The following is a 25,197-nucleotide window of genomic DNA, read 5'->3' as shown; positions in this document are numbered from 1 at the left end:
GTGGACCGCCGGCCGCGCCGGGACCCGGTGCCCGGCGCGGTGCAGTGCCGATGGATCGCGGGGCCGGTCAGGCGGCGTCGTGCCCGTGCTGCCGGCGCACCCGCCGGGCGGTGGCCAGCACGCCCGCGGCGCCCGCCGCCGCGACCAGGAACTGCGCCGCGATCGCGACCCGGAACGCGTCGGGGGCGTACAGCTCGTCGCGGAAGCCCCCGGCGTGCAGCACGTCGAGCACGAAGCCGGTGACGAAGATGGCCAGCACCGAGGCGGTGAAACCGCCCACGTTGACGATGCCCGTGGCGGTGCCCGAGCGGCGGGCCGGGTTGAAGCTTCGGGTGATGTCGAAGGCGATCATGGAGGCCGGCATGCTGATCGCGATGACGCACACGGCGGCCAGCACGACCGGGACGGGAGCCGTCCCCGGCCAGACCAGCAGGACGGTCCACGCCGCGAAGATCACGGCCGTGACCCCCAGGGACAGCCGGACGCGGCGGTGCGGGCGGCGGGCGGAGAGCCCGCCGAGGCCGAGGGCCACGGCCAGGTTGGTCAGCACGAAGGAGGTCATCACCAGGGAGATCGTGGTGTCCGACAGGTCCTGGGCGTACTCGAGATAGGGGTAGCCCCACATGAGCACGAACGTGTTGCCCGCGAACTGGGTGGTGAAGTGCACCCAGAAGCCGAGCCGGGTCCCGGGCTCGGCCACGCTCTCCCGGAGCACCTGGCCGGTCCGCCGCAGGCCCAGCTCACGGTTCAGCACCTCCACCCCGGGGGGTGCGTTGCGCAGCAGGGCCGCGGAGAGCACGGCGGCGAGCAGCGCGAGGGAGGCCAGCGCCGCGAAGGACGGGAACCACCCGGTCAGCTCGAGCAGCCAGGCGAACGGGATGACGGAGACGAGCTGGCCGAGGTTGCCGACCACGCCCAGGAACTGGGTCAGCGGCGGCACGCGCAGCGCGGAGAACCAGGCGGGGATCAGACGCATCACGCACACGAAGGTGGTCGCGTCCCCCGCGCCCACGAGCACGCGGCCCGCCACGCCCTCGCCGACCGTGTCGGCCAGGGCCAGCTGGACCTGCCCGACCGCCATGAGCAGTGCCCCGGTGGCGACCATGACGCGGGAGCCGTACCGGTCCACGAGCACGCCCACGGGGATCTGCAGCGCCGCGTAGACGAGGACCTGCATGAGCGAGAACATCGACAGCGCCGAGGCGGCGGTGCCGAAGCGCTCGGCCGCGTCGACCGTTGCGACGCCGAAGCTGGTGCGCTGGGCCACGGCGCTGAAGTAGGCGAAGGTGCCGATCGCGAAGACCAGGTAGGCGCGGCGGGAGTCCTTGCCGGGCTCGTGGACCCGGTACCGGTCGGACGGCATGCACTTCGCTCTCGGGGGGACGGGTCCCGGTGGGGACCCGGGACGACGGGGTCGCCCGCGACGACGCCGGACCGCCCCGCGCGCCGGCCGGGCTCAGTCCTGGTCGTCCTCCTGGGCGGCGAGGAAGGCCTCGGCCGCGGCGCCGATCTCGTCGGCGTCGGGGAGCTCGGACTCGTCCCCCACCAGCAGGGAGCGCGGTGCCGAGGCGTCGACGACGTCATCGTAGCGCTGTTCCAGGCCGGAGACGACCGCCTGCACTTCGGGCGACGCACCCACCTGCTGGTCGATCTGGCGCTCGATCTCGCGGGCCGCCTCGCGCAGCTCGTCCGAGGGCAGGGTCAGCGAGGTCACGGCGCTGATGTGCTCGAGGGCGGCCACGGCGGCGTGCGGCAGGTGCGCCTCGGCCAGGTACTGCGGGACGTGGACGGTGAAGCCGATGTTGTCGATCCCCGCCTCGCCCAGGCGGATCTCCAGCAGCTGAGCGGCCGACGAGCTCATCTCCACGACCGGCTTCCACGCGTGCTCGGCGGGCAGCAGGTCGGCCCGGTTGCCGTGCACCGAGACGATGAACGGACGGGTGTGCGGGACGGGCATGGGGATCCCCGAGACGATGGCGACGAGGGACACGTCCATCCGCCGGGCCAGGCCCACGACGGCCTCCGTGAACCGGTTCCACTGCAGGTCCGGCTCGGGGCCGGTCAGCAGCGCGAAGCTGCGCCCCAGGCCGTCCGTGACCAGCCGGAGGGACAGCTCCGGGGTCTGGAAGCCCTCGAAGTGGTCCTCCACGAAGCTCACGTGCGGGCGGCGTGCACGGTAGTCGTAGAGCTGGTCCAGGTCGAAACGGGCCACGACCTCGTGCGGGAGGGCCTCCGTGATGGTGTGCTCGATCTGCACGGCCACGTGCCCCGCCTCCGCGTAGCCGGACAGGGCGACGATCAGCGGCAGGCCACGAACCCGGGCGTCCTCGAGCAGAGCGGGATTGCTCAGGTACAGCGAGGTGGGGTCCAGCACAGCTCTTCCTCCTGGGGTGGGTCGGTTCCGGGCGTCCGTGGGGCGGCCGGTGGGAGCACGCCGCCGTCGGCGCGCCCGGATCATGTCAACCGTCCGCAGGCACCCCCTTATTCCCCGCCGGGCACGGCGGGGCACCGCCACGGCACGCCCCGTGGGTCCGGGCCCCGGCGGCGCGGACCCACGGGGATAGGATCGACAGCACGCCTGCCGGCCGGGCCGGGCCGCCGGGAGCGGACCGGACCTGCCCCGCCGGTCCCGACCTCAGCGAAAGGACGATCCATGCCCGACGTACAGGACCTGCTCGAATCCCGGGGCATCGAGCTCACCGCCACGCACAGGACCCTGGGCCGGACGCCGGCCCACGCGCTGGTGCTCGGCGTGGAGAAGGGGCGGGAGGGCGACGGCTCGGGCCGTGTCCTGCTCCCCGCCGGGGAGCAGCGCAAGCTCGCCGCCGTCGTGGACGCAGCGGCGGCGCTGCGCGTGAAGGGATCCGCCGACGAGGTGACCGTGGTGCCGGCGCCGTCCGGGCTGCCCTTCACCGTGGTGGTCCTCACCGGGGTCGGTCTCCTGCCCGAGGACGCCGCCGAGCGCGCGGAGGCGCTGCGCCGGGCCGCCGGCTCCGCCGTGCGACGGCTCGCCGGGACCGACTCCGCGGTGCTCGCCCTGCCCGTGGACTCCGAGCAGGACGCCGCGGCGGTCGCCGAGGGCGCCGCCCTCGGCGCCTTCGCCTTCGCCCACCAGCGCGCGGCGACCGCCGGGTCCGTGCGGGCCCCCCTCGCCTCCGCCGTCGTGCACGCCCCGGGCGTGGCGCGCGCCGCGCTGAGCCGGTGCCTCGACCGCGCCGCCGCCCTCGGCCGGGGCGTCCGCGCGGCCCGCACCCTCGTGGACCTCTCCCCCAACGTCATGTACCCGGAGGCCGTCGCGGACTACGCCCGGCAGGCCGCCGAGGGCACCAAGGTGTCGGTGACCGTGCTCGCCGAGAAGGAGCTCGCCAAGGGCGGCTACGGAGGGCTCCTGGGCGTGGGACAGGGATCCGTGCACGGCCCGCGCCTCGTCAAGCTGGAGTACGCCCCGGCGCGCGCCACGAAGCACTACGCCTACGTGGGCAAGGGCATCACGTTCGACTCGGGCGGGCTCTCCCTCAAGCCCCCGGCCTCGATGATGACCATGAAGTCGGACATGGCCGGCGCCGCCGCCGTCCTCGCCGCCGTCCTCACCGCCGCCGAGCTGGGCCTGCCCGTGAAGGTCACCGGGTGGCTGTGCCTGGCCGAGAACCTGCCCTCGTCCACGGCCACCCGCCCCGGCGACGTCATCACCATCCGCGGCGGCCGCACCGTCGAGGTGCTCAACACCGACGCGGAGGGGCGCCTCGTGCTGGCCGACGGTCTCGTGGCCGCGTGCGAGCAGGGCCCCGACGCCGTCGTCGACATCGCCACGCTGACCGGTGCGCAGATGGTGGCCCTGGGCGCACGGACCTTCGGGGTCATGGGCGACGAGACCCTGCGCACCGCCGTGGCCGAGGCCGCCCGCGGCGCCGGCGAGGACGGCTGGCCCATGCCGCTGCCCGAGCACCTGCGCCCGTCCCTGGACTCGAAGGTCGCCGACCTCAAGAACATCGGGGACAAGAACGGCGGGATGCTCGTCGCCGGGATCTTCCTGCGCGAGTTCGTCGGCGGCGACGACGGGGCACGGGTGCCGTGGGCGCACGTGGACATCGCCGGCCCCTCCTTCAACGAGGGATCGCCCTACGGCTACACCCCGACGGAGGGCACGGGCGCGGGCGTGCGCACGCTCGTGCGGCTGCTCGAGGACGCCGTCGCCGAGCGCGGCTGAGGTCCCGCGACACCCCTGCGCCGGAGGGAGCGCCCGCCTGGTCGCTCCCTCCGGCGTAGGGCTAAGGTATGTACGAAACGAACCCGTCACGGGACGGGTGCGACCCACCCGGAACGACGTCAACGCGCAAGGGAGCCAAACACGTGGCCGACAACGAATTCGACATCCTCGTCCTCGGCGGAGGGAGTGCCGGCTACGCCGCCGCGCTGCGGGCCGTCCAGCTCGGCTTCACCGTGGCCCTGGTGGAGAAGAACAAGCTCGGGGGCACGTGTCTCCACTGGGGATGCATCCCGACCAAGGCCTACCTGCACTCCGCCGAGCTGGCCGAGGACGCCCGGGAGAGCTCCAAGTACGGCATCCACACCACGCTGGACTCCATCGACATGGCGGCCGTGCGGGAGTACAAGGACAAGATCGTCGCCGGCAAGTTCAAGGGCCTCACCGGTCTGATGAAGATGCGCAAGATCAAGGTCATCGAGGGCGTCGGCAAGCTCACGGGCGAGAACACCGTCGAGGTCGACGGCACCACCTACACGGGCAAGCACGTCGTGCTGGCCTCCGGCTCGATCTCCAAGACCCTGGGCGTCGAGATCGGCGGACGGATCATGACCTCGACCGAGGCGCTGGAGATCGACTTCGTCCCCAAGAGCGCCATCGTCCTCGGCGGCGGCGTGATCGGCTGCGAGTTCGCCTCCATGTGGAAGTCCTTCGGCGTGGACGTCACCGTCATCGAGGGCCTGCCCCACCTGGTCGCCAACGAGGACCCCGCGCTCATCAAGATCCTCGAGCGGGAGTTCAAGAAGCGCGGCATCAAGTCCAGCCTCGGCACCTTCTTCGAGAAGGTCGAGCAGGACGACAACGGCGCGAAGGTCACCCTGGCCGACGGCAAGGTCTTCGAGGCCGACATCGTCCTCGTCGCCGTGGGCCGCGGCCCGAACACCGCCGAGATGGGCTACGAGGAGCAGGGCATCCCCATGGATCGCGGCTTCGTCACCCCGAACGAGCGGCTGCACACCGGCGTGGGCAACATCTACGCGATCGGCGACATCGTCCCCGGCGTCCAGCTCGCCCACCGCGGCTACCAGCAGGGGCGGTTCGTGGCCGAGGAGATCGCCGGCCTGAACCCGGCCGTCGTCGACGACGTGAACATCCCCAAGGTCACGTTCACCGAGCCGGAGATCGCCTCGGTGGGCTACACCGAGCCGAAGGCCAAGGAGAAGTTCGGCGAGGACAACGTCGAGGTGGCCGAGTACAACCTGGCCGGCAACGGCAAGAGCTCGATCCTGGGCACCGGCGGCATCATCAAGCTGGTGCGCGAGAAGGACGGCCCCATCATCGGCTTCCACGCCATCGGCAAGCGCATCAGCGAGCAGATCGGCGAGGGCCAGCTCATCGTCAACTGGGAGGCCTACCCCGAGGACGTCGCCGCGTTCGTGCACGCCCACCCCACCCAGAACGAGGCCATCGGCGAGGCCGCCATGGCCCTCGCGGGCGCGCCGCTGCACGGCTGACCGCGTCGAGGCCCTGCCCCTCCCGGGCGGGGCCTCCCCCCACCACCCCGGAACCGGGCCCGGCGCCCGGACGGCATCATCGAAGGCACCGAAAGAGAGACGGTCGGACCATGTCAGAAACCGTAAACCTGCCCGCACTGGGCGAATCCGTGACCGAGGGCACCGTGACCCGGTGGCTCAAGCAGGTCGGTGACGAGGTCGCCGTCGACGAGCCCCTGGTCGAGGTGTCCACGGACAAGGTCGACACCGAGATCCCCTCCCCCGTGGCGGGCGTGATCGAGGAGATCCTCGTCGAGGAGGACGAGGACGTCGAGGTCGGCGCGCCGCTGGTCGTCATCGGGGACGGCTCGGGCTCCGGGTCCGACGGCGGATCCGGCCAGGACGAGGCCGCCGCGGAGTCCTCCGCCGAGGAGGCCGTGGACGCCGCGACCGAGGCCGAGACCCCGGAGGCGACCGACGAGGCCGCCGAGCAGAAGTCGTCCGGCCAGGAGTCCTCCGGCGAGGAGCAGGCCCCGCAGGCCGAGGCCCAGCAGACGGGCGAGGGCAGCGAGATCACCCTGCCCGCACTCGGCGAGTCCGTGACCGAGGGCACCGTGACCCGGTGGCTCAAGCAGGTCGGGGACGAGGTCGCCGTCGACGAGCCGCTGCTGGAGGTCTCCACCGACAAGGTCGACACCGAGGTCCCCTCCCCCGTGGCCGGGACCCTGCTGGAGATCCGGGTGCAGGAGGACGAGGACGCCGAGGTCGGCCAGGTCCTGGCGATCATCGGCTCCGGCTCCGCCCCCTCCGCGGAGAAGCCGGCCGAGAAGCCCGCCGCGGAGTCCTCCGCCGAGGAGAAGCCGGCGAAGCAGCCCTCCGCCGAGGAGGCCGTGGACGCCGCGACCGAGGCCGAGACCCCGGAGGCGACCGACGAGGCCGCCGAGCAGAAGTCGTCCGGCCAGGAGTCCTCCGGCGAGGAGCAGGCCCCGCAGGCCGAGGCCCAGCAGACGGGCGAGGGCAGCGAGATCACCCTGCCCGCACTCGGCGAGTCCGTGACCGAGGGCACCGTGACCCGGTGGCTCAAGCAGGTCGGGGACGAGGTCGCCGTCGACGAGCCGCTGCTGGAGGTCTCCACCGACAAGGTCGACACCGAGGTCCCCTCCCCCGTGGCCGGGACCCTGCTGGAGATCCGGGTGCAGGAGGACGAGGACGCCGAGGTCGGCCAGGTCCTGGCGATCATCGGCTCCGGCTCCGCCCCCTCCGCGGAGAAGCCGGCCGAGAAGCCCGCCGCGGAGTCCTCCGCCGAGGAGAAGCCGGCGAAGCAGCCCTCCGCCGGCGGCGAGGGCTACGAGGGTTCCTCCGCCGGGAAGCAGGAGAAGGCGCCGTCCCGCGACGAGGCCCTGGTCAAGACCGACGAGCCCGTGCTGGCCGACACCTCCGGGGACGAGCAGCAGGACGCCGCCCAGCGCGACGGCGCCCGCACCGAGAACGCGGAGGCCCCGACCGGCGACAACTCGTCCTACGTGACCCCGCTGGTGCGCAAGCTCGCCAAGAAGGAGGGCGTGGACCTCTCCGCGCTCACCGGCACCGGTGTGGGCGGCCGCATCCGCAAGCAGGACGTGCTGGCCGCCGCCGAGCAGCAGAAGAACGCCGCGGCACCGGCCGCCGAGGCCCCAGCCGAGCCGGCAGCTGCCGCGCCGGCGAAGGAGGCCGCCCCGGCCGCGCCGAAGGCGGACGCCAAGCGCGGGACCACCGAGAAGGCCCCGCGGATCCGGATGACGATCGCCCAGCGCATGCGCGAGTCGCTGCAGGAGGCCGCCCAGCTGACCCAGGTGACCGAGGTCGACATGACCCGGGTGGCCGTGCTGCGCGACCGGGCGAAGGCGAAGTTCCAGGAGCGGGAGGGCGCTAAGCTCACCTACCTGCCGTTCTTCGCCAAGGCGGTGGCCGAGGCCCTCCAGGCCCACCCCAAGCTCAACGCCACCTTCAAGGAGGCCGAGAAGGAGATCGTCTACAACGGCTCGGAGAACATCGCCATCGCGGTGGACACCCCGAAGGGCCTGCTGGTGCCGGTCATCAAGAACGCCGGCGACCTCAACCTCGGCGGCCTGGCCAAGCAGATCGCGGATCTCGGCTCCCGGGCCAAGGACGGCAACATCACGCCGGACGACCTCACCGGCGGTACGTTCACGATCACGAACCTCGGTTCGTTCGGGGCCCTGTTCGACACCCCGATCATCAACCAGCCGCAGGTCGCGATCCTCGGCACGGGCTCGATCGTGAAGCGCCCGATGGTGGTCGCCGACGCCGACGGCAACGACACCATCGCCATCCGGCAGATGTGCTACCTGTCGCTGACCTACGACCACCGCCTGGTCGACGGCGCGGACGCCGGTCGCTTCCTTCAGGCGCTCAAGGCGCGCCTGGAGGAGGGCCGCTTCGAGTCCGAGGTCGGCCTCTGACCGGCCCCGTGCCGGTCCCCGGCCCCCGCTGAGCACCTGCGGAGGGCCCGGGGCACCGAGAGGGCGTGTTCCTGGTCACAGGGACACGCCCTCTCGGCGTCCGCTGACGACGCTCCGATAGGGTCGGGGACATGACCTTCCTGACCGGACTCCTCGTCTTCCTGCACCTCGTCGGCGCTGCGATCATCGTGGGCACCTGGATCTACACCATGAAGCGCCCCACGGTGTCCCCCGGACAGTTCCACGCCTCGCTGCTGAGCCTCGTGACCGGTCTCCTGCTCGTGGCCGTCCACGAGATGGGCGACGGCGACGTCAACCACGTCAAGGTCGCCGTGAAGCTGCTGGTCGCCCTCGCCGTGGCGGTCGCCGCCTTCGTGGGCCAGCGGCGGACCAGGCGGGGGGAGACGGTCTCGACCGGTCTGGCCCACGCCGTGGGCGGGCTGGCGCTGATCAACATGGCGGTCGCCACCCTCTGGTGAGCCCCGCCCCCGCCCTGCACCCCCGACGACCGGACCCCCGGCGCTGCCCGTCAGCCCCGGGGGTCCTGCCGTGCCGGCTCCTGCTCGACCGGGTCCGCCCCCGGCGGGCCCGACGCACCCGTTGCGGGCTCCACCCCGGCCAGCCGCCAGCCCCGCTCCCCCTCGACCAGGGCCACGAGGACCGTCTGCACCCATCCGTCCCCGGCCGGCACCACGGACGGGCTCGTGCCCGGCGCGCCGCGGTAGCCGTCGATCCGCACCTCGGCCACCAGCACGACCCTGCCCGGCTCCGCGGACCCGGCCGGCGCGTCGCGGACGCTCCCGACCTCGAGCACGAGCTCGGGAAAGTCCCCGCCTGCCCGCGCGATGACGTCCCGGTCGGCCGCCGCGGCCTCGGCGCCGGGGGCGTACACCTCGTCCAGCAGCCGGGCGTCACCGGTGCGCAGGGCCTCGCCCCGCAGCGCCACCAGCTCCCGCAGCGCCCGCCGGGGTTCCGCGGCGTCGGTGGCGGCCCGCGGCGTGCCGCCGACGGGCCCCGATGCCACTGGACCCGGCCGCCCGGGAGCCAGCGGTTGCGCCGGGTGCGTCGCCGCCGGGTGGGTCGCCGGGTGGGTCGCCGCCGGTTCGGCCGCCGGGACCGCGGGCGGGGCGGGCTTTTCCCGCGGCAGGAGGACCGTGCCTCCGGCGGCCAGCAGCAGCGCCGCGGCACCGACGAGCACGGCCCGGAGACCACCCACCGTCTGGACCCGTTCCGGACGGGCAGAGGGGACCCCCGGGCCGTCGGGGACCGCCTCGTGGGCCCGCGCGAACCGGTCGGCCAGGTCCGCCGCCGTGGGCCGGGCCGAGGGATCGGCGTCGAGGGCGGCCTCGACCGCGCGGACGAGTCCGGGCGGAGCGCCAGGGCACAGCAGGGACAGAGGCACCTGCCGCGCCTCCCGGGCCGGTGCTCGCCCGGTGAGCGCCGCCCAACCGACGGCCCCGAGAGCGCGGACGTCTTCCGCCGGACTCCCGGGCGCCGTGCCCGCGCGCACGGCGGCGAGATGCCCGCCACCGTCCGCCGTCGCCGGGGTCGCCGCCGTGCCTGCGGCGGGAGCCTGCGTGCTGCGGAACAGGACCTGCCGGGCGGAGAGGTCTCCGTGGGACCGGCCGAGGGCGTGCAGGGCCGCCAGGCCCGTCGCGGCGTCCCGGAGCACCGCGGCAGCCTCGGCGGGCACCAGCCGGCCGCGCTCGGCCAGCCGGTCGGCGAGGGAGCCGCCCGCCAGGCAGTCCTCGACCAGGCCCACGGGGTCCGCCGCCGGGCCCAGCAGTCCGCGCACGGCCACGAGACAGGGCTCGTCCCGGCCCGCCAGGGCCACGGCGAGCGACCGGAGCGCGGCCCGCGACCGGTCGCGCTCCGGCCCGGGCGCCTCCGGACAGGACCGCAGGACGAAGTGCTCCCCGGACCGGGCCTCCCGCACCAGCCAGGACCGCCCGCCCAGGCGTCGCACCGGCTCCAGGCCGTCCTCGGGCGGGAGCCGCGGGGGCGTGTCCTCAGCCCACGTGCCGCCGGACGGGCCGGCGCCGCCGTGCGCACGTTCGTCGCGGACCGCCGCGGCGAGCCGCGCCCGCGCGGCGACGGACGGGGACCGGGAGGGCTCGTGGTGGCCGCCGTGCGGGACGGGACGCTGCTCCATGCCCCCAGCATGCCCGCACGCCACCAGGGTCCGTGGACGCCGTCCACAGCCCCCGCCCGGCGCGCGCCGGGCCGGGCGCGCGATAGGCTGGGATCATGTCCCTCTGCTTCGAACGGCTCGGCTTCGACCCGCACCTCGTCGACTACCGCTCGGCGCTGGAGCTGCAGAAGAACGTGCACCGCGAGGTCGTCGCGGGCGAGCGGGACAACACCGTGTTGCTGCTGGAGCACCCCCCGGTCTACACGGCCGGACGGCGCACCGAACCCCACGAGCACCCCTACGACGGGACCGAGGTCGTGGAGATCGGGCGCGGGGGAAAGCTCACCTACCACGGCCCGGGGATGCTCGTGGGCTACCCCATCGTCCGGCTGACCACGCCCATCGACGTCGTGCGCTTCGTGCGCCTGCTCGAGGAGATCATCGTGGCCGTGGTCGCGGACTTCGGGGTGGAGGCCACCACCGTGGCGGGCCGGTCCGGGGCGTGGGTGCTCTCCGACGAGCACGGGCAGGACCGCAAGATCGCCGCCATCGGCGTACAGGTCTCCAAGCGGGCCACCATGCACGGTTTCGCACTGAACTGCTCCAACGACCTGCGGCCGTTCGGCAAGATCATCCCCTGCGGCATCACCGACGCCTCCGTCACGAGCCTCTCGCAGGAGACGGGCCGACTCGTGACCCCGGAGACGGTGGTCGGGCGCATGGAGCAGGAAATATCCGCCCGCCGGGACGAGTTGTGCGAACAGTTCGTCCCGTCAGGGACCCCGGGCCCGCTGCCCTGGTCCACCGCCGTCAGCTGACCCGCGCCGCCCCGGGACCGCCGGGACCGTGAGCGCACCACCGTCGACATCTCGACAAGGAGACCGACCATGACCGTTGCCCCCGAGGGCCGCCGCCTGCTGCGCGTCGAGGCGCGCAACGCCGAAACGCCGATCGAGAAGAAGCCGTCCTGGCTGAAGAACACCGCACGGATGGGTCCCGAGTTCCAGGAGCTGAAATCCCTGGCCCGCGGCAAGGGCCTGCACACCGTGTGCGAGGAGGCCGGCTGCCCCAACATCTACGAGTGCTGGGAGGACCGGGAGGCCACGTTCCTGATCGGCGGCTCCAAGTGCACCCGCCGCTGCGACTTCTGCGACATCGCCACCGGCAAGCCCGACCTGCTGGACGTCACCGAGCCCCGCAAGGTGGCCGAGTCCGTCAAGGAGCTGGGACTGCGCTACGCGACCGTCACCGGCGTGGCCCGTGACGACCTGGACGACGGCGGCGCCTGGCTGTACGCGGAGACCATCCGCGCGATCCACACGCTGAATCCGAACACCGGCGTGGAGATCCTGATCCCCGACTTCCAGGGCAAGCCCGACCGGCTGCAGCAGGTCATCGACGCCGCGCCGGAGGTCTTCGCCCACAACGTGGAGACGGTCCCGCGCATCTTCCGCCAGATCCGGCCCGCGTTCACCTACGAGCGCTCCCTGGACGTCATCACCCAGGGCAAGGACGCCGGGATGATCACCAAGTCCAACCTCATCCTCGGCATGGGCGAGACGAACCAGGAGATCTACGAGGCGCTGTGCGACCTCAACGACGCCGGGTGCGACATCATCACGCTCACCCAGTACCTGCGCCCCTCCCCGCTGTTCCACCCGATCGACCGGTGGGTCAAGCCGGAGGAGTTCGTGGAGCTCTCCGAGATGGCTGAGGAGATCGGGTTCCTGGGCGTCATGGCCGGTCCGATGGTCCGGTCCTCGTACCGCGCCGGCCGGCTGTGGGCCCGGGCCATGGAGAAGTCGGGCCGGGTGATCCCGGACCACCTGGCGCACATCGAGGACACCGGCAGCGCCTCCCAGGAGGCCTCCTCGCTCCTGCAGAGACTCCGCTGAGGTCGGGCGGGGCGCGGCCCCGCCCACCCGCTAAACTGGAGGACGGACCACGGCCGGGCACCCTGACGCCCTGACGCCGCGGGTCCCCCCGGAACACCGCCACCGCACCACAGGACGAGGTCTCACCGTGTCACCTTCCCACGCCAAGTCGCGCTCCACGTCGCGATCCACCTCCCCCGGGAAGCCGACAGGGAAGCCCACCCGGGCGCAGAAGCGCGAGGCGAGGAAGCAGCGGAAGGCGACCAAGGGACCCGGCTTCCTCGGTCAGATCAAGCAGGTCTTCAAGATGACCCGCGAGGTCGAGCCCAACATCGGCTGGTGGATGCTGCTGATCGGCCTCGGCGTCCTGCTGGTCTTCCTGCTCATCGGCGTCCTCCTGGGCAACTGGATCACCGGGCTGCTCATCGGGCTGCCGTTCGCCCTGCTGGCTGCCTCCTTCTACCTCTCCCGGCGGGCCGAGCGCGCCGCGTTCGCCCGGATCGAGGACCAGCCCGGGGCCGCCGGTGCCGCCCTGTCCGCGCTGCGCCGCGGCTGGATCGTCGAGGACCAGCCGGCCGCCATGGACCCCCGCACCCGCGATCTCATCTTCCGCGCCATCGGCCGTCCCGGCGTGGTCCTCGTGACCGAGGGCCCCGCCGGGCGGGTCGACAAGCTCGTCGCCAAGGAGCGCCGCCGGATCGGGCCCGTGATCCAGAACGTGCCGATCCACGTCATCAAGACCGGCAAGGGCGAAGGACAGGTCCCGCTGCGCGAGCTGTCCAAGCGGATGAAGAAGCTCGACAAGAAGCTCACCCAGCAGGAGGTGCAGACGGTGCACAAGCGGATCAGCACCCTGGGCAACCGCCTGCCGATCCCCAAGGGCGTGGACCCGATGCGCGCCCGCCCGGACCGCCGGGCCATGCGCGGCCGCTGAGCCGCGGACCCGCCCTCGCCCGGACGACAGCCACGGAGCCCCTCGCCTTCCACGAGAAGGCGAGGGGCTCCGTCGTCGTGCCGGGCGCCGTGCCCGGCGGGGCGCTCAGCGCGTGCGCACGAGGACCGTGTCCGCTGCCCGGTCGTGCAGGCCGCGCTGGTCCGGGTCGAACACGACTGCCGGGATCACGAGGCACAGCAGGAGGGAGCGGACCGCGGCGCGGGCGAAGCCCGCCGGCCGCCCTGACAACGTCTGCACCTGCAGGCCCAGCAGCAGGTGCCCGGGGGTGTGGCCGGTCGCGCCGACCAGCAGCACGTTGAGCACGAGCAGGAACGACAGGGTCATCAGGCCCTGCTCGTTCCACTGGGGCACGAGCCACTCGGCGAGGCCCCAGCACAGGAACCAGTCCAGGACCAGGGCCACGATCCGCCGCCCCACGCGACCCACGGAGCCCGGCCCCTGCTCCGGCCTCCCGAGGCGCTGCCCCGGGTACTGCTGCGGGCCGGTCCCCGGCCCCTCGAGCCATGAGCCCACGTCGCTTCTGTCGATCATCCCCTCAGGGTATCGGGGAGGGACTCCCCTAGACTGGCGGGAGACCGTGGCTCCCCGGGGCCTCCTGTGTAACACCGAGGAAACACCCGGGACACGGAGCCTTAATGCCCGGTCCGTAGCGTTGTCCCCGGAAACGGACGCCGATCGAGCGTTCCCGGCACGGCGGTCCAGCCCACCTAACAAGGAGAACAGCACATGTTCCAGACACCCGAGGAAGTCCTCACGTTCATCAAGGACGAGGAGATCATCTTCGTCGACGTCCGGTTCACGGACATGCCCGGCGTGCAGCAGCACTTCAACCTCCCCGCCAAGTCGGTGGACGACGACTTCTTCGTGCACGGGCAGCTGTTCGACGGCTCCTCCATCCGGGGCTTCCAGGGCATCGCCGAGTCCGACATGCAGCTCATCCCGGACCCGACGTCGGCGTTCGTGGACCCGTTCCGCGTCGAGAAGACGCTCGTGGTCACCTGCTCGATCGTGAACCCCCGCACCGGTGAGCCCTACCACCGCGACCCCCGCGGCGTCGCCGAGCGCGCCGAGGCCTACATGGCGTCGACGGGCATCGCGGACGTCGCCAACTTCGCCTCGGAGGCCGAGTTCTTCATCTTCGAGGACGTCCGCTACGACATCCAGCCGCAGGGCTCCTTCTACGCCATCGACTCCGACGAGGCCGCCTGGAACACGGGCCGCAAGGAGGAGGGCGGGAACCTGGGCAACAAGACCGCCACCAAGGGCGGCTACTTCCCTGTCTCCCCGGTCGACAAGCAGGCCGACCTGCGCGACGCCATGTGCGTGGCACTGGACGAGGTGGGCCTCGAGGTCGAGCGCTCCCACCACGAGGTGGGCGCTCCCGGTCAGGCCGAGATCAACTACAAGTTCAACACCCTGACGAAGGCCGCCGACGACCTGCAGAAGTTCAAGTACGTCATCAAGAACACGGCGGACGCCTTCGGCAAGTCGGCCACGTTCATGCCCAAGCCCGTCTTCAACGACAACGGGTCCGGCATGCACTGCCACCAGTCCCTGTGGAAGGGCAGCGAGCCGCTGTTCTACGACGAGAAGGGCTACGCGGGCCTGTCCGACCTCGCCCGCTGGTACATCGGCGGCCTGCTCGAGCACTCCTCGGCCGTGCTGGCCTTCACCAACCCGACGGTGAACTCCTACCGCCGCCTGGTCAAGGGCTTCGAGGCCCCGGTCAACATGGTGTACTCGCAGGGCAACCGCTCCGCCGGCATCCGCATCCCGATCACGGGCACCAACCCGAAGGCCAAGCGCCTCGAGTTCCGCGCCCCGGACCCCTCGTGCAACCCGTACCTGGCGTTCGCCGCCCAGCTGATGGCGGGCCTCGACGGCATCCGCAACCGCATCGAGCCGGCCGACCCGATCGACAAGGACCTCTACGAGCTGCCCGCCGAGGAGGCCAAGGACATCAAGAAGGCCCCGGCCTCGCTCGAGGAGGCGCTGCTGGCCCTGGAAGAGGACCACGAGTTCCTGCTCGCCGGTGACGTCTTCACCGAGGACACCATCCAGTCCTGGATCGAGTACAAGCGCGAGTTCGAGCTCAAGCCGCTGTCCGTGGTCCCGCACCCGCTGGAGTTCTCGCTGTACTACGGCGTCTGAGCCGCGGCAGCGCTGCGCCGCAGCGCCACGGGGAGGGCCCCGGACCCGCAGGACGGGTTCCGGGGCCTTCCCGGTGCCGCCGACGCCCCGGGGACGGCGCCAGGGGCCGCCGTCAGTGCCCGTAGAAGAGCCGCTCGAAAACGGCCCGGGCCTTGCGGGTGGTGCGCAGGTAGTCCTCCTCGAGCCGGCCGGCGCAGCCGTGGGGGTACCCGCACCAGCGGGCGACCGCCTCGAGGTCGGCCCGCTTCGAGGGCAGGGCGTCGGAGCGGCGCCCGGTGCGCAGGACGTTGCCGTTGCGCACGGCCGTGGCCAGCCGCCACGCGGCGGACAGGGCCACGGCGTCCTCGGCGCTCACGAGACCTGCCTCCTCCGCGGCGTGCAGGGCGCGCAGGGTGCTCGTGGTCCGCAGCCCCTGGACGCGGTGCCCGTGCTGGAGCTGCAGCGTCTGGACGAGCCATTCGACGTCCGAGAGCCCGCCCCGGCCCAGCTTCAGGTGCCGGGACGGGTCCGCGCCCCGCGGCATGCGCTCGTTCTCCACGCGGGCTTTCATGCGCCGGACCTCGAGCAGCTGGCGCTCCGCGAACTCCTCCGGGTAGCGGCGCGGGTCGACGACCCGCCGGAACGCGTCGGCCAGCTCGTCGCTGCCGGCGACGGGCAGCGCCCGGGTGAGCGCCTGGAACTCCCAAGTCTGCGCCCACCGGGCGTAGTACTCGGCGTAGGACTCGACGGAGCGCACCATGGGTCCCTGCTTGCCCTCCGGGCGCAGGTCGTTGTCGATCTCCAGCACACGCTCCGCCACGATGGGCGGTGAGCAGGGCGCCTTGAGCAGCTGCACCATCCGCTGCAGCAGGGCCTCGGCCTGCTCCCGGGCGGCCGCAGGGTCCGCGTCCCCCACCGGGGCGTAGACGTACATGACGTCGGCGTCGGAGCCGTAGCCGATCTCCCGCCCGCCCTGCCGGCCCATCGCGACGACGAGGACGTCGGCGAGCCGGCCGGCACGGTCGTAGACCTCGCGCTCGGCCACGTGCAGGGCGCCCAGGATGCAGACCCGGTCGATGTCGGACAGCGCCTCCACGACCTGCTCGACGTCGAGCAGCCCGGAGGTGTCCGCGAGCGCCACGCGCAGCTCCTCGCGGCGGCGGATCAGCCGGATCATCCGCACGGCCTCCCCCGGGTCGGGGTGACGGGCCATCTGCGCGCGGATCTCGCTCCACAGCGTCTCGAAGGACACGGGGCAGAGCTCGTCGTCCTGGCCGAGCCAGGCGGTGGCCTCCGGAGAGTTCTCCAGCAGGTCGGTGACGTACCGGGAGCTGGAGAGGATCTGGCAGAGCCGTTCGGCTGCGGCGTTCGAGTCGCGGAGCAGGCGCAGGAACCAGGGGGTGGTCCCGAGGGACTCGGAGAGCCGCCGGAAGCCCAGCAGGCCCGCATCGGCGTCGACGCCGTCGGCCAGCCAGCCCAGGAGCACGGGCAGCAGGGTGCGCAGGATCTCGGCCCGTCGGCTGACGCCGCGGGTGAGCGCCTCGATGTGGCGCACGGCGGCCTTGGGGTCCCGGTAGCCGAGGGCGGCGAGCCGGTCCCGCACCGACTCGGCCGAGAGGCTGGTGTCGGTCTCGGGCAGGTGGGCGAGCGCCGCGAGCAGCGGCCGGTAGAAGATCCGCTCGTGCATTCCCCGCACGCTGCGCTTGACCTTGCGCCACTCCTCGAGCAGCGAGTCGGCGGACGGGCGGGCGGTGTCCGCGGCGCCGCGCAGCGACCGGGCGATGACCGTGAGCTCCCGCTCCCCGCGCGGCATGAGGTGGGTGCGGCGCAGGCGGAACAGCTGGATGCGGTGCTCCAGCAGGCGCAGCCAGCGGTAGTGGGCCGAGAACTGCTCGCTGTCCCGGCGGCCGATGTAGCCGCCCTCCGACAGCGCGGCCAGGGACTCGGTCGTGGCCTGCGTCCGGACCCGCTCGTCCGTGCGCCCGTGCACCAGTTGGAGGAGCTGGACGGTGAACTCGACGTCGCGCAGCCCGCCGGGGCCCAGCTTGATCTGGCGCTCCCCCTCGGCGGCCGGGATGTTGTCCGTGACCCGCCGGCGCATGGCCTGCACGGACTCGACGAAGCCCTCGCGCCCGGAGCTGCGCCACACGAACGGCTCGATGGCCTTCCGGTACGCCGCCCCGAGCTCCGGGTCCCCGGCGACCGGCCTGGCCTTGAGGAGGGCCTGGAACTCCCAGGACTCGGCCCACCGCTCGTAGTAGCGCACGTGCGAGTCCAGGGTGCGCACGAGCGGCCCGTCCTTGCCCTCGGGCCGGAGGTTGGCGTCCACCTCCCACAGCGGGGGTTCCGCGCCGCGGGCCATGAGCGCCCGGGCGGTGCCCGTGGCGAGGGCCGTGGCGATGACGGTGGCCTCCGCCCCGTCCAGGGGTTCCGCGCCGTCCGGGTCCTCGACGGCCATGACGTGGACGACGTCGACGTCGGAGATGTAGTTGAGTTCCCGGGCGCCGCACTTGCCCATCCCGATCACGGCGAGCCGCACCCGGTCGACGGTCTCGGGGGCCCAGGTCCCCGCCGCCTCCGCCCGGGAGACGGCGAGCGCACCCTCGAGGGCCGCGGCGGCGAGGTCGGCCAGCTGGCGGCCCACCGCGGGCATGTGGTCGGCGGGGTAGAGGGCCCCGACGTCCCGGATCGCGATGCGCGCCAGCTCCCGCCGGTAGGCGACGCGCAGGGCGCTGCAGGCGATGTCCCCGGCCTCCGCCGCCACCGGGGTGCGCGCGGCCGGATCCGCGCCGACCGCCTTCAGCAGTGCGTCGCGGAACTGCTCCCCGGGGATCTCCCCGGGCTCGGCGGCGGCCGGCTCCTCGAGCAGGTCCAGGTGCTCGGGGCGCCGGAGCAGGAACTCCCCGAGCGCCTCGGAGGCGCCCAGCAGGCGGAACATGGTCTCGGAGGCCTCCGGGCCCGCGTTGATCCGCTGGGCGAGCTCCGGGGAGCTCTCGAGGAGCCGGACGGTGAGCTGCAGGGCGACGTCGGGCGACGCCGCCAGCGCCAGGCCCTCCAGCAGCCGGTCGAGGTCGACCTCGGCGAGCTCGGGGAAGGCGAGCCAGCGCTGGGCGTTGCCCGTGTCCGCGAAGCCGACCTTGATGAGGCGGCCGGACGCGACGGGGTCCGCGGGGGCCGCCGACTGGGGAGGGTGTGTCATGGGACGGTCCGTCCGGGGTCAGAGGATGCCGAGGTTGTTCTTGAGCTCGAAGTGCGTGACGACCCGGCGGTAGTCGTTCCAGTCGCGGCGCTTGTTGCGCAGGAAGTAGTCGTAGACCTGCTCCCCGAGCAGCTCGGCCATGAACTCCGACTCCTCGGTCTCCCGGATGGCGTCGTACAGGCTCGAGGGCAGCGGGTTGTGGCCGAGGGCGCGGCGCTCGGCGGAGCTCATCGCCGCGACGTCGTCCAGTTCCACGGGCGGGAGCTCGTACTCGTTCTCGATGCCCCGCAGCCCCGCGGCCAGCAGCGCGGCGTAGGAGAGGTAGGGGTTCGTGGCGGAGTCGATGCCGCGGTACTCGATGCGCGCGGCCTGCACCTTGTCCGGCTTGGACAGGGGCACCCGCACGAGGGCGGAGCGGTTGTTGTGCCCCCAGGACTGGTAGGAGGGGGCCTCTCCCCCGCCCCAGAGCCGCTTGTAGGAGTTCACGAACTGGTTGGTCACGGACGTGAACTCGGGGGCGTGCCGCAGGATGCCGGCGATGAAGTGCCCGGCCGTGCGGGAGAGGCGGAACTCGGACCCGGCCTCGAAGAAGGCGTTGGTGTCCCCCTCGAAGAGCGAGAAGTGCGTGTGCATGCCGGAGCCGGGGTGCTCCGTGAACGGCTTGGGCATGAAGGTCGCGTACAGGCCCTGCGAGAGCGCGACCTCCTTGATGACCGTGCGGAACGTCATGATGTTGTCGGCCGTCTGCAGGGCGTCGGCGTAGCGCAGGTCGATCTCGTTCTGCCCGGGGCCCGCCTCGTGGTGGGAGAACTCGACGGAGATCCCGACGGCCTCCAGCATGTTGACGGCCTTGCGCCGGAAGTCCTGCACCACGCCGCCCGGCACGTGGTCGAAGTACCCCTCGTGGTCCACGGGCGTCGGCCGGCCCTCGGCGTCGAGGTCCGCGGACTTCAGCAGGTAGAACTCGATCTCCGGCGCCGTGTAGCAGGTGAAGCCCATGTCCGAGGCCTTCTCCAGGACGCGCTTGAGCACCCCGCGCGGGTCCGAGGAGGAGGGCTCGCCGTCCGGGGTGAGGATGTTGCAGAACATCCGTGCGGTGGGCTCCGTCTCGCTGCGCCACGGCAGGATCTGGAACGTGGACGGGTCCGGCTGCAGGAGCATGTCCGCCTCGGACACCCGCGAAAGGCCCTCGATGGAGGAGCCGTCGAAGCCGAGCCCTTCCTCGAAGGCCGCCTCGACCTCGGCGGGGGCCAGGGCCACCGACTTGAGGCTCCCGACCACGTCCGTGAACCACATGCGCACGAAGCGGACGTCGCGCTCCTCGATGGTCCTGAGGACGAACTCCTGCTGACGGTCCATGGTTGTCTTCCTCGTCTTCCTGCCCGGGCGTGCTGTGCCGACCGGGCACACTTGCTGTCCAGCCCACTCTAACGCGCTGCCCCGCCGCGCCCGCCGGACGGGAACGGGCCCGGGCGGCGCGCCCGATAGGGTGGGGACATGACCCAGGAGACCCCCCGCCCGGCACCGGGCGCGCTGGACGTGCGCCGGGTGCGCACGCACCACCTGCGCGAGGCCAAGCGCCGTGGTGAGAAGTTCACGATGCTCACGTGCTACGACGCCCTGACCGCGGCGATCTTCGACGCGGCCGGCGTCGACTCGTTGCTGGTCGGGGACTCCGCGGGCAACAACGTCCTGGGCCACTCCAGCACCCTGCCCGTCACCGTGGAGGAGCTGCTGCCGATGTGCCGGGCCGTGTCCGGGGCCGTCGAGCGCGCCTTCGTGGTGGTGGACCTGCCCTTCGGCTCCTACGAGGCCTCCCCCGAGCAGGCGGTGGCCACCGCGGTGCGCTTCCTCAAGGAGGGCGGCGCGCACGCGGTGAAGCTCGAGGGCGGGGCGTGGTTCGCCCCCCACGTCCTGGCCATGGTCCAGGCGGGGGTGCCCGTCGTGGCGCACATCGGCTTCACCCCGCAGAGCGAGCACGCCCTGGGCGGGTACCGGGTGCAGGGCCGCGGCGACGCCGCGCGGACGCTCGTCGAGGACGCCCGTGCCCTCGAGGCCGCCGGGGCGTTCTGCCTGGTGATGGAGATGGTCCCGGCAGAGGCCGCCGCAGCCGTGGACACCGCCCTGGAGATCCCCACCGTGGGCATCGGGGCCGGGCCCGCGACCACGGGCCAGGTGCTCGTGTGGCAGGACATGCTGGGACTGCGCCGGGGCCGGATGCCGCGCTTCGTCCAGCAGTACGCGGACCTCCACGGAGTGGTCTCCGACGCCGTGGGCCGCTACGTCGAGGACGTGCGCTCGGGGACGTTCCCCGGCCCCGAGCACGGTTTCTGAGCCACCGGCCGCGACGCGCCACCCCTGCCCGGCAGTCCCGGACCCGCGGGGCGCCGCGCCCGCGGCCGCTCAGCCCTCCTCGAAGGCGCGGTCCTCCTCGTCCCACTTCCGGGTGCGCTCCGCGGCGAGCTTCAGCGCGTTCTGCGCCTCCTCGCGCGTGGCGTAGGGCCCGAGCAGCTTGCGGTAGTCCGACTGCGGGCCCTCCTCGACCTGGTGGGTGTAGGTGTTGAACCAGAACTCGGCCATGACCTCTCCTCTCGGTGGCCGCCGGGCCCCGTCGACCGGGCCGGTCCCGTGCCCGGCGCGCTAGGGTAGATCCTAGGCCCGGACCGGCCCGGACGGGGCCGGCTCACCCGATCCAGGAGGTCCAGACCCCCGTGCCCACGCACAACCTCACCGCTCCCGCCCCCGGCGGCACCGCCCCCGTGGGGGCCCTCGCCCCCGGCTCCGTGACCCCCGGCCGGCGCGTGCCGGCGGCCATCCTCCGCCCCGAGTACGTGGGCCGGGCGGAGCCGGACGAGGGCCGCGGCGGCAACGTCTACACCCCGGACGAGATCGAGCTCATCCGCGAGGCGGGCAGGATCGCGGCGCGCGCCCTGCAGGAGGCCGGCCGGGCGGCCGTGCCCGGCACGACCACGGACGAGCTCGACCGGATCGCCCACGAGTACCTGTGCGACCACGGGGCCTACCCCTCCTGCCTGGGGTACCGGGGCTTCCCCAAGTCCATCTGCACGTCCCTCAACGAGGTGATCTGCCACGGCATCCCCGACTCCACGGTGCTTGAGGACGGCGACATCATCAACCTGGACGTCACGGCCTACAAGAACGGCTTCCACGGCGACACCAACCGGATGTTCCTGGTGGGCGAGGTCGACGAGCAGTCCCGCCTGCTGGTCGAGCGCACCGAGGAGGCCCTGAACCGGGCCGTCAAGGCGGTCCGCCCGGGCCGCGAGATCAACGTCATCGGCCGCGTCATCGAGAAGTACGCCCGGCGCTTCGACTACGGCGTGGTGCGGGACTTCACGGGTCACGGGGTGGGCCGCGAGTTCCACTCCGGGCTGATCGTCCCCCACTACGACGCCGCGCCGTCCTACTCCACCCTGATGGTCCCGGGCATGGTCTTCACGATCGAGCCCATGCTGACCCTGGGCACGGTCCAGTGGGAGCAGTGGGACGACGACTGGACCGTGACCACTCGCGACCGTCGGCGCAGCGCGCAGTTCGAGCACACCATGGCCGTCACCGAGGACGGGGTGGACGTCCTCACACTTCCGTAGGCCCTGCCGTAGACTGCCCACACTTGACCGACCGCTCCGGCCCGCGAGAGGACCTTCCATGAGCCAGCCACAGACCACTGAACTTCCCGCGACCGTTCCCGCGGCCCACCGCCGAGCGATCGGTGTCGACTTCGGGGGCACCGGAACCAAGGGCGGGATCGTGGACCTCGACACCGGGGAGCTCGTCGGCACGCGTTTCCGCATCGCGACGCCGCAGCCGGCCACCCCGGAGGCGGTGGCGGAGACGGTCGCGAAGATCGTCGAGGAGCTGCAGGCCCGCCCCGACGCTCCGGCTCCGGACTCCCCGGTCGGCATCGCGTTCCCCGCGATCATCAAGAACGGCGTCGCCCTGTCGGCGGCGAACATCGACAAGTCGTGGATCGGCACGGACGTGGACTCCCTCATGACGCGGCGGCTGGGCCGACCCGTGGAGGCCCTCAACGACGCCGACGCGGCGGGGCTGTCCGAGGCGGTGTACGGCGCCGGCCGGAGCGTCGGCGGACTCGTCATCGTGCTGACCCTGGGCACCGGCATCGGCTCGGCGCTCGTGCAGGACGGCAGGCTCGTCCCCAATGCCGAGCTCGGCCACCTGGAGATCGACGGCTACGACGCCGAGACCCGGGCCTCGGCGTCGGCGCGGGAGCGCGAGGACATGCCCTGGAAGAAGTGGGCGACCAAGCGGCTGCAGCCCTACTTCAGCCACGTCGAGTTCCTCTTCTCCCCGGACCTGTTCATCGTGGGCGGCGGGGTGTCGAAGAACCCCGACAAGTTCCTCCCCTACCTGGAGCTGCGGACGCCCATCAAGGTGGCGGAACTGCGCAACAACGCGGGCATCGTCGGGGCCGCGCTGCGTGCCGACCTGCCGGTGTCCGCCCGCTGACGACCCCACCACCCGGACGGCCCGACCCCCAGCGGCCCGTCCGGGCCGTCGCAGCGCACGACGCCGTCCCGCTCACGGAGAAGACCGTGCACCGACCTCATCCTGCGGTCGGTGCACGGTCTTCTCCGCACCCGGAACAGAAAAAACCCGCCGGGGGCCGCGGCTTCCCCTCCGCAGCCCCCGGCGGGAGCCTGTTACGTAGCCCACTCTACGACTGCTGTCCGGGCTGCGGCAAGAGACACGCCGGGAGGTCGGCCATCAGCAGGCCGGGACGGCACCGGACGGCCACCACGTCAGAGCAGCCGCGGCTGGGACACTCCCTCGAGGCCCTTGCCCCGCGGTCGGCGGCCGGTGCGCTTCCGGGCGGCCCCGATCGGCTCCACGGTGGCGGGGATGGTCTGCTGCCCGGTCTGCTCGGCCTGTTGGCGCCGCAGGAGGTCGATCGCCTCCTCGAAGTCCCCGAGGCCGTCAAAGGCCTGGTAGACGCTGGCGAAGCGCAGGTACGCCACGACGTCCAGCCGGCGCAGCGGGGCCAGGATCGCGAGCCCCACCTCGTGGGCCTCGATCTCCGCGGCGCCCAGCGCCCGGATCGTCTCCTCGACCTCCTGGGCGAGCATCGCGAGGTCGTCCTCGCTCACCGGCCTGCCCTGGCAGGCCTTGCGCACCCCGTTGACGATCTTCTGCCGGTCGAAGGGCTCGGTGACGCCCGAGCGCTTGATGACCGAGATGGTCGTGGTCTCGAGCGTGGTGAACCGCCGGCCGCACTCGGAGCACTGGCGGCGGCGGCGGATCGCCGTCCCGTCGTCCGTGGTGCGGCTGTCGACGACGCGGGAGTCGGTGTGACGGCAGAACGGGCAGTGCACGGTCGGATCAGCTCCCGGTGCGGATCGTGATGGCGCGGCCGTGGGCGGGCAGGTCCTCGGAGCGCGCGACGGCCACGATGTCCTCCCCGATCCGGGCGAGCGCGTCCTGGGTGTACTCGACGATCTGCACGGCCTTCATGAACGCGGTGGTGGACAGGCCCTGGGCGTGCACCGCCGTCCCGCCCGTGGGCAGGACGTGGTTCGAGCCCGCCGCGTAGTCGCCGAGCGGGACGGGGCTGTAGGGACCCAGGAAGATCGCCCCCGCGTTGCGCACCCGGGCGGCGACCTCCTGCGGGTCGGCGGTGTGGATCTCGAGGTGCTCGGCGGCATAGGCGTCGGCCACGGCGATCGAGGCGTCGAGGTCGTCGGTGAGCACGATCCCGGACTGCGGCCCGGACAGGGCCGTGGTGATCCGCTCCCGGTGCTTCGCCTCGGGCACCTGGACGGCCAGCTCCGCGGCGACCCGCTCGGCGAGCCCCGGCGAGTGGGTGATCAGCACCGCGCCGGCGGCGGGGTCGTGCTCGGCCTGGGAGATCAGGTCGGCGGCCACGTAGGCCGGCACGGCCGTGTCGTCGGCCAGCACCGCGATCTCGGTGGTCCCCGCCTCGGCGTCCACGCCGACCACGGAACGGAGCAGGCGCTTGGCGGTGGCGACGTAGACGTTGCCCGGACCGGTCACGGTGTCGACCGGCTCCAGGACGTCCTCGCCGTCCGTGACCCCGTGGGCCATGGCGGCCAGCGACTGGGCGCCGCCGATCGCCCAGACCTCGTCCACCCCGAGCAGCCCGGCTGCGGCGAGGATCGTGGGGTGCGGAAGACCGCCGAACTCCTTCTGCGGCGGGCTGCACAGCACCACCGAGCCGACCCCTGCCGCCTGGGCCGGGACGACGTTCATGACCACGGACGAGGGGTAGACGGCCAGCCCGCCGGGCACGTAGAGCCCCGCCCGGCGCAAGGGCGTCCACCGGTGCACGAGCACGGCGCCGGGCGCGACCTCGACGCGGGCGTCGGCCGGCCGCTGCGCCTGCGCGAAGGCCCGGGTCCGCTCGATGGCGGTCTCCAGGCCCCGGCGCACGGCCGGGTCCAGCTCGTCGACGGCCCGGCGGATCTCCGCCGGGTCGACGCGCAGCCGGTCCTGCTCCACGCCGTCGAAGCGCTGCGCGTAGCGGCGCAGGGCGACGGCGCCCTCGGCGCGGACCGCGGCGATGATCTCCTCCACGGCCTGCTGCGCCGACGCGAGCGACGTGGAGCTCTGCCGGGGCACGGCCGCCCGCAGCTGGGACCAGGACAGGTGCCGCCCGCGCAGGTCGATCGTTCGCAGGACGGGAGTCGTGGTCGTCTCAGCAGTAGTCACGCTCTCCATGGTATTCCACCGCGACGCCCGGCCGGGTGCCG

At 72.8% G+C, this 25,197-nt stretch carries 20 protein-coding genes; 11 read left to right on the top strand and 9 right to left on the bottom strand.

Annotated features, from left to right (window positions below; translation table 11 throughout):
- Positions 1-67 precede the first annotated feature (67 nt).
- Together ACFYE3_RS14130 and ACFYE3_RS14125 are read right to left on the bottom strand one after the other, a co-directional pair.
- Positions 68-1,363, bottom strand: coding sequence for an MFS transporter (locus tag ACFYE3_RS14130; protein WP_387610166.1), 1,296 nt, complete (start codon positions 1,361-1,363; stop codon positions 68-70).
- A 93-nt stretch (positions 1,364-1,456) separates the two neighbouring features.
- Positions 1,457-2,374: a proteasome assembly chaperone family protein gene (locus tag ACFYE3_RS14125; protein ID WP_368831711.1), complete on the bottom strand. Its 918-nt coding sequence runs from the start codon at positions 2,372-2,374 to the stop codon at positions 1,457-1,459.
- A gap of 279 nt (positions 2,375-2,653) precedes the next feature.
- On the opposite strand from ACFYE3_RS14125, the gene ACFYE3_RS14120 reads away from it, so the two are divergent.
- The 4 genes from ACFYE3_RS14120 to ACFYE3_RS14105 all read left to right on the top strand — a co-directional run bounded on the left by ACFYE3_RS14120 (position 2,654) and on the right by ACFYE3_RS14105 (position 8,638).
- On the top strand, positions 2,654-4,207 hold the full coding sequence (locus ACFYE3_RS14120; RefSeq protein WP_387610165.1) for a leucyl aminopeptidase: 1,554 nt from the start codon (positions 2,654-2,656) through the stop codon (positions 4,205-4,207).
- Between the two features lie 143 nt (positions 4,208-4,350).
- Positions 4,351-5,718, top strand: a complete 1,368-nt coding sequence (gene lpdA, locus ACFYE3_RS14115; RefSeq protein ID WP_387610164.1) for a dihydrolipoyl dehydrogenase — start codon at positions 4,351-4,353, stop codon at positions 5,716-5,718.
- A 110-nt stretch (positions 5,719-5,828) separates the two neighbouring features.
- Positions 5,829-8,159 (top strand): 2-oxoglutarate dehydrogenase, E2 component, dihydrolipoamide succinyltransferase, encoded by a 2,331-nt coding sequence (sucB, locus tag ACFYE3_RS14110; RefSeq protein WP_387610163.1) that lies wholly within the window; start codon positions 5,829-5,831, stop codon positions 8,157-8,159.
- 131 nt (positions 8,160-8,290) lie between these two features.
- Positions 8,291-8,638, top strand: coding sequence for a hypothetical protein (locus tag ACFYE3_RS14105; protein ID WP_387610162.1), 348 nt, complete (start codon positions 8,291-8,293; stop codon positions 8,636-8,638).
- A gap of 50 nt (positions 8,639-8,688) precedes the next feature.
- Here ACFYE3_RS14105 and ACFYE3_RS14100 read toward each other — a convergent pair whose 3' ends face one another.
- Positions 8,689-10,311 (bottom strand): hypothetical protein, encoded by a 1,623-nt coding sequence (locus ACFYE3_RS14100; protein WP_387610160.1) that lies wholly within the window; start codon positions 10,309-10,311, stop codon positions 8,689-8,691.
- 95 nt (positions 10,312-10,406) lie between these two features.
- On the opposite strand from ACFYE3_RS14100, the gene lipB reads away from it, so the two are divergent.
- From lipB to ACFYE3_RS14085, 3 genes are all read left to right on the top strand, one after another.
- Positions 10,407-11,108, top strand: coding sequence for a lipoyl(octanoyl) transferase LipB (gene lipB / locus ACFYE3_RS14095; RefSeq protein ID WP_387610159.1), 702 nt, complete (start codon positions 10,407-10,409; stop codon positions 11,106-11,108).
- A gap of 69 nt (positions 11,109-11,177) precedes the next feature.
- Positions 11,178-12,185, top strand: coding sequence for a lipoyl synthase (gene lipA, locus ACFYE3_RS14090; protein ID WP_387610157.1), 1,008 nt, complete (start codon positions 11,178-11,180; stop codon positions 12,183-12,185).
- 127 nt (positions 12,186-12,312) lie between these two features.
- Positions 12,313-13,098: a DUF4191 domain-containing protein gene (locus ACFYE3_RS14085; protein WP_387610156.1), complete on the top strand. Its 786-nt coding sequence runs from the start codon at positions 12,313-12,315 to the stop codon at positions 13,096-13,098.
- A gap of 105 nt (positions 13,099-13,203) precedes the next feature.
- On the opposite strand, the gene ACFYE3_RS14080 is transcribed toward ACFYE3_RS14085, so the two are convergent.
- Positions 13,204-13,650: an RDD family protein gene (locus ACFYE3_RS14080; RefSeq protein ID WP_387610154.1), complete on the bottom strand. Its 447-nt coding sequence runs from the start codon at positions 13,648-13,650 to the stop codon at positions 13,204-13,206.
- A gap of 195 nt (positions 13,651-13,845) precedes the next feature.
- Here ACFYE3_RS14080 and glnA (ACFYE3_RS14075) point away from each other — a divergent pair, with 195 nt between their 5' ends.
- A complete protein-coding gene (glnA, locus tag ACFYE3_RS14075; protein WP_387610153.1) occupies positions 13,846-15,270 on the top strand; it encodes a type I glutamate--ammonia ligase in 1,425 nt (474 codons plus the stop codon).
- Between the two features lie 112 nt (positions 15,271-15,382).
- Here the strand turns inward: glnA (ACFYE3_RS14075) and ACFYE3_RS14070 are convergent, their stop codons facing one another.
- Together ACFYE3_RS14070 and glnA (ACFYE3_RS14065) are read right to left on the bottom strand one after the other, a co-directional pair.
- A complete protein-coding gene (locus tag ACFYE3_RS14070; RefSeq protein ID WP_387610152.1) occupies positions 15,383-18,448 on the bottom strand; it encodes a bifunctional [glutamine synthetase] adenylyltransferase/[glutamine synthetase]-adenylyl-L-tyrosine phosphorylase in 3,066 nt (1,021 codons plus the stop codon).
- Positions 18,449-18,466: 18 nt separating this feature from the next.
- Entirely contained in the window at positions 18,467-19,807 is a 1,341-nt protein-coding gene (glnA, locus tag ACFYE3_RS14065; protein ID WP_017834147.1) for a type I glutamate--ammonia ligase, read from the bottom strand.
- Positions 19,808-19,945: 138 nt separating this feature from the next.
- On the opposite strand from glnA (ACFYE3_RS14065), the gene panB reads away from it, so the two are divergent.
- Positions 19,946-20,782: a 3-methyl-2-oxobutanoate hydroxymethyltransferase gene (panB, locus tag ACFYE3_RS14060; protein ID WP_387610150.1), complete on the top strand. Its 837-nt coding sequence runs from the start codon at positions 19,946-19,948 to the stop codon at positions 20,780-20,782.
- A 69-nt stretch (positions 20,783-20,851) separates the two neighbouring features.
- On the opposite strand, the gene ACFYE3_RS14055 is transcribed toward panB, so the two are convergent.
- On the bottom strand, positions 20,852-21,028 hold the full coding sequence (locus ACFYE3_RS14055) for an SPOR domain-containing protein (protein ID WP_368831695.1): 177 nt from the start codon (positions 21,026-21,028) through the stop codon (positions 20,852-20,854).
- Between the two features lie 131 nt (positions 21,029-21,159).
- Here ACFYE3_RS14055 and map point away from each other — a divergent pair, with 131 nt between their 5' ends.
- Together map and ppgK are read left to right on the top strand one after the other, a co-directional pair.
- Positions 21,160-22,059 (top strand): type I methionyl aminopeptidase, encoded by a 900-nt coding sequence (map, locus tag ACFYE3_RS14050; protein ID WP_387610147.1) that lies wholly within the window; start codon positions 21,160-21,162, stop codon positions 22,057-22,059.
- Between the two features lie 58 nt (positions 22,060-22,117).
- Entirely contained in the window at positions 22,118-22,939 is an 822-nt protein-coding gene (gene ppgK / locus ACFYE3_RS14045) for a polyphosphate--glucose phosphotransferase (RefSeq protein ID WP_387610146.1), read from the top strand.
- Positions 22,940-23,232: 293 nt separating this feature from the next.
- Here ppgK and nrdR read toward each other — a convergent pair whose 3' ends face one another.
- Both nrdR and hisD read right to left on the bottom strand, forming a co-directional pair.
- Positions 23,233-23,802, bottom strand: coding sequence for a transcriptional regulator NrdR (gene nrdR / locus ACFYE3_RS14040; RefSeq protein ID WP_133411691.1), 570 nt, complete (start codon positions 23,800-23,802; stop codon positions 23,233-23,235).
- A 7-nt stretch (positions 23,803-23,809) separates the two neighbouring features.
- Positions 23,810-25,165 (bottom strand): histidinol dehydrogenase, encoded by a 1,356-nt coding sequence (hisD, locus tag ACFYE3_RS14035; protein WP_387610144.1) that lies wholly within the window; start codon positions 25,163-25,165, stop codon positions 23,810-23,812.
- Between the last annotated feature and the right edge of the window lie 32 nt (positions 25,166-25,197).

The sequence above is a fragment of the Kocuria arenosa genome (genome assembly GCF_042879215.1).
GTDB lineage: Bacteria > Actinomycetota > Actinomycetes > Actinomycetales > Micrococcaceae > Kocuria > Kocuria arenosa.
This window is presented reverse-complemented; position numbering and strand designations above follow the sequence as displayed.

Coding starts and splice junctions, on each gene's coding strand:
- ACFYE3_RS14130 (WP_387610166.1), bottom strand. CDS start 1,363: ATGCCGTCCGACCGGTACCGGGTCCACGAGCCCGGCAAGGACTCCCGC.
- ACFYE3_RS14055 (WP_368831695.1), bottom strand. CDS start 21,028: ATGGCCGAGTTCTGGTTCAACACCTACACCCACCAGGTCGAGGAGGGC.
- glnA (WP_387610153.1), top strand. CDS start 13,846: ATGTTCCAGACACCCGAGGAAGTCCTCACGTTCATCAAGGACGAGGAG.
- hisD (WP_387610144.1), bottom strand. CDS start 25,165: ATGGAGAGCGTGACTACTGCTGAGACGACCACGACTCCCGTCCTGCGA.
- lipB (WP_387610159.1), top strand. CDS start 10,407: ATGTCCCTCTGCTTCGAACGGCTCGGCTTCGACCCGCACCTCGTCGAC.
- ACFYE3_RS14070 (WP_387610152.1), bottom strand. CDS start 18,448: ATGACACACCCTCCCCAGTCGGCGGCCCCCGCGGACCCCGTCGCGTCC.
- ACFYE3_RS14105 (WP_387610162.1), top strand. CDS start 8,291: ATGACCTTCCTGACCGGACTCCTCGTCTTCCTGCACCTCGTCGGCGCT.
- lipA (WP_387610157.1), top strand. CDS start 11,178: ATGACCGTTGCCCCCGAGGGCCGCCGCCTGCTGCGCGTCGAGGCGCGC.
- ACFYE3_RS14100 (WP_387610160.1), bottom strand. CDS start 10,311: ATGGAGCAGCGTCCCGTCCCGCACGGCGGCCACCACGAGCCCTCCCGG.
- panB (WP_387610150.1), top strand. CDS start 19,946: ATGACCCAGGAGACCCCCCGCCCGGCACCGGGCGCGCTGGACGTGCGC.
- sucB (WP_387610163.1), top strand. CDS start 5,829: ATGTCAGAAACCGTAAACCTGCCCGCACTGGGCGAATCCGTGACCGAG.
- glnA (WP_017834147.1), bottom strand. CDS start 19,807: ATGGACCGTCAGCAGGAGTTCGTCCTCAGGACCATCGAGGAGCGCGAC.
- ACFYE3_RS14080 (WP_387610154.1), bottom strand. CDS start 13,650: ATGATCGACAGAAGCGACGTGGGCTCATGGCTCGAGGGGCCGGGGACC.
- ppgK (WP_387610146.1), top strand. CDS start 22,118: ATGAGCCAGCCACAGACCACTGAACTTCCCGCGACCGTTCCCGCGGCC.
- ACFYE3_RS14120 (WP_387610165.1), top strand. CDS start 2,654: ATGCCCGACGTACAGGACCTGCTCGAATCCCGGGGCATCGAGCTCACC.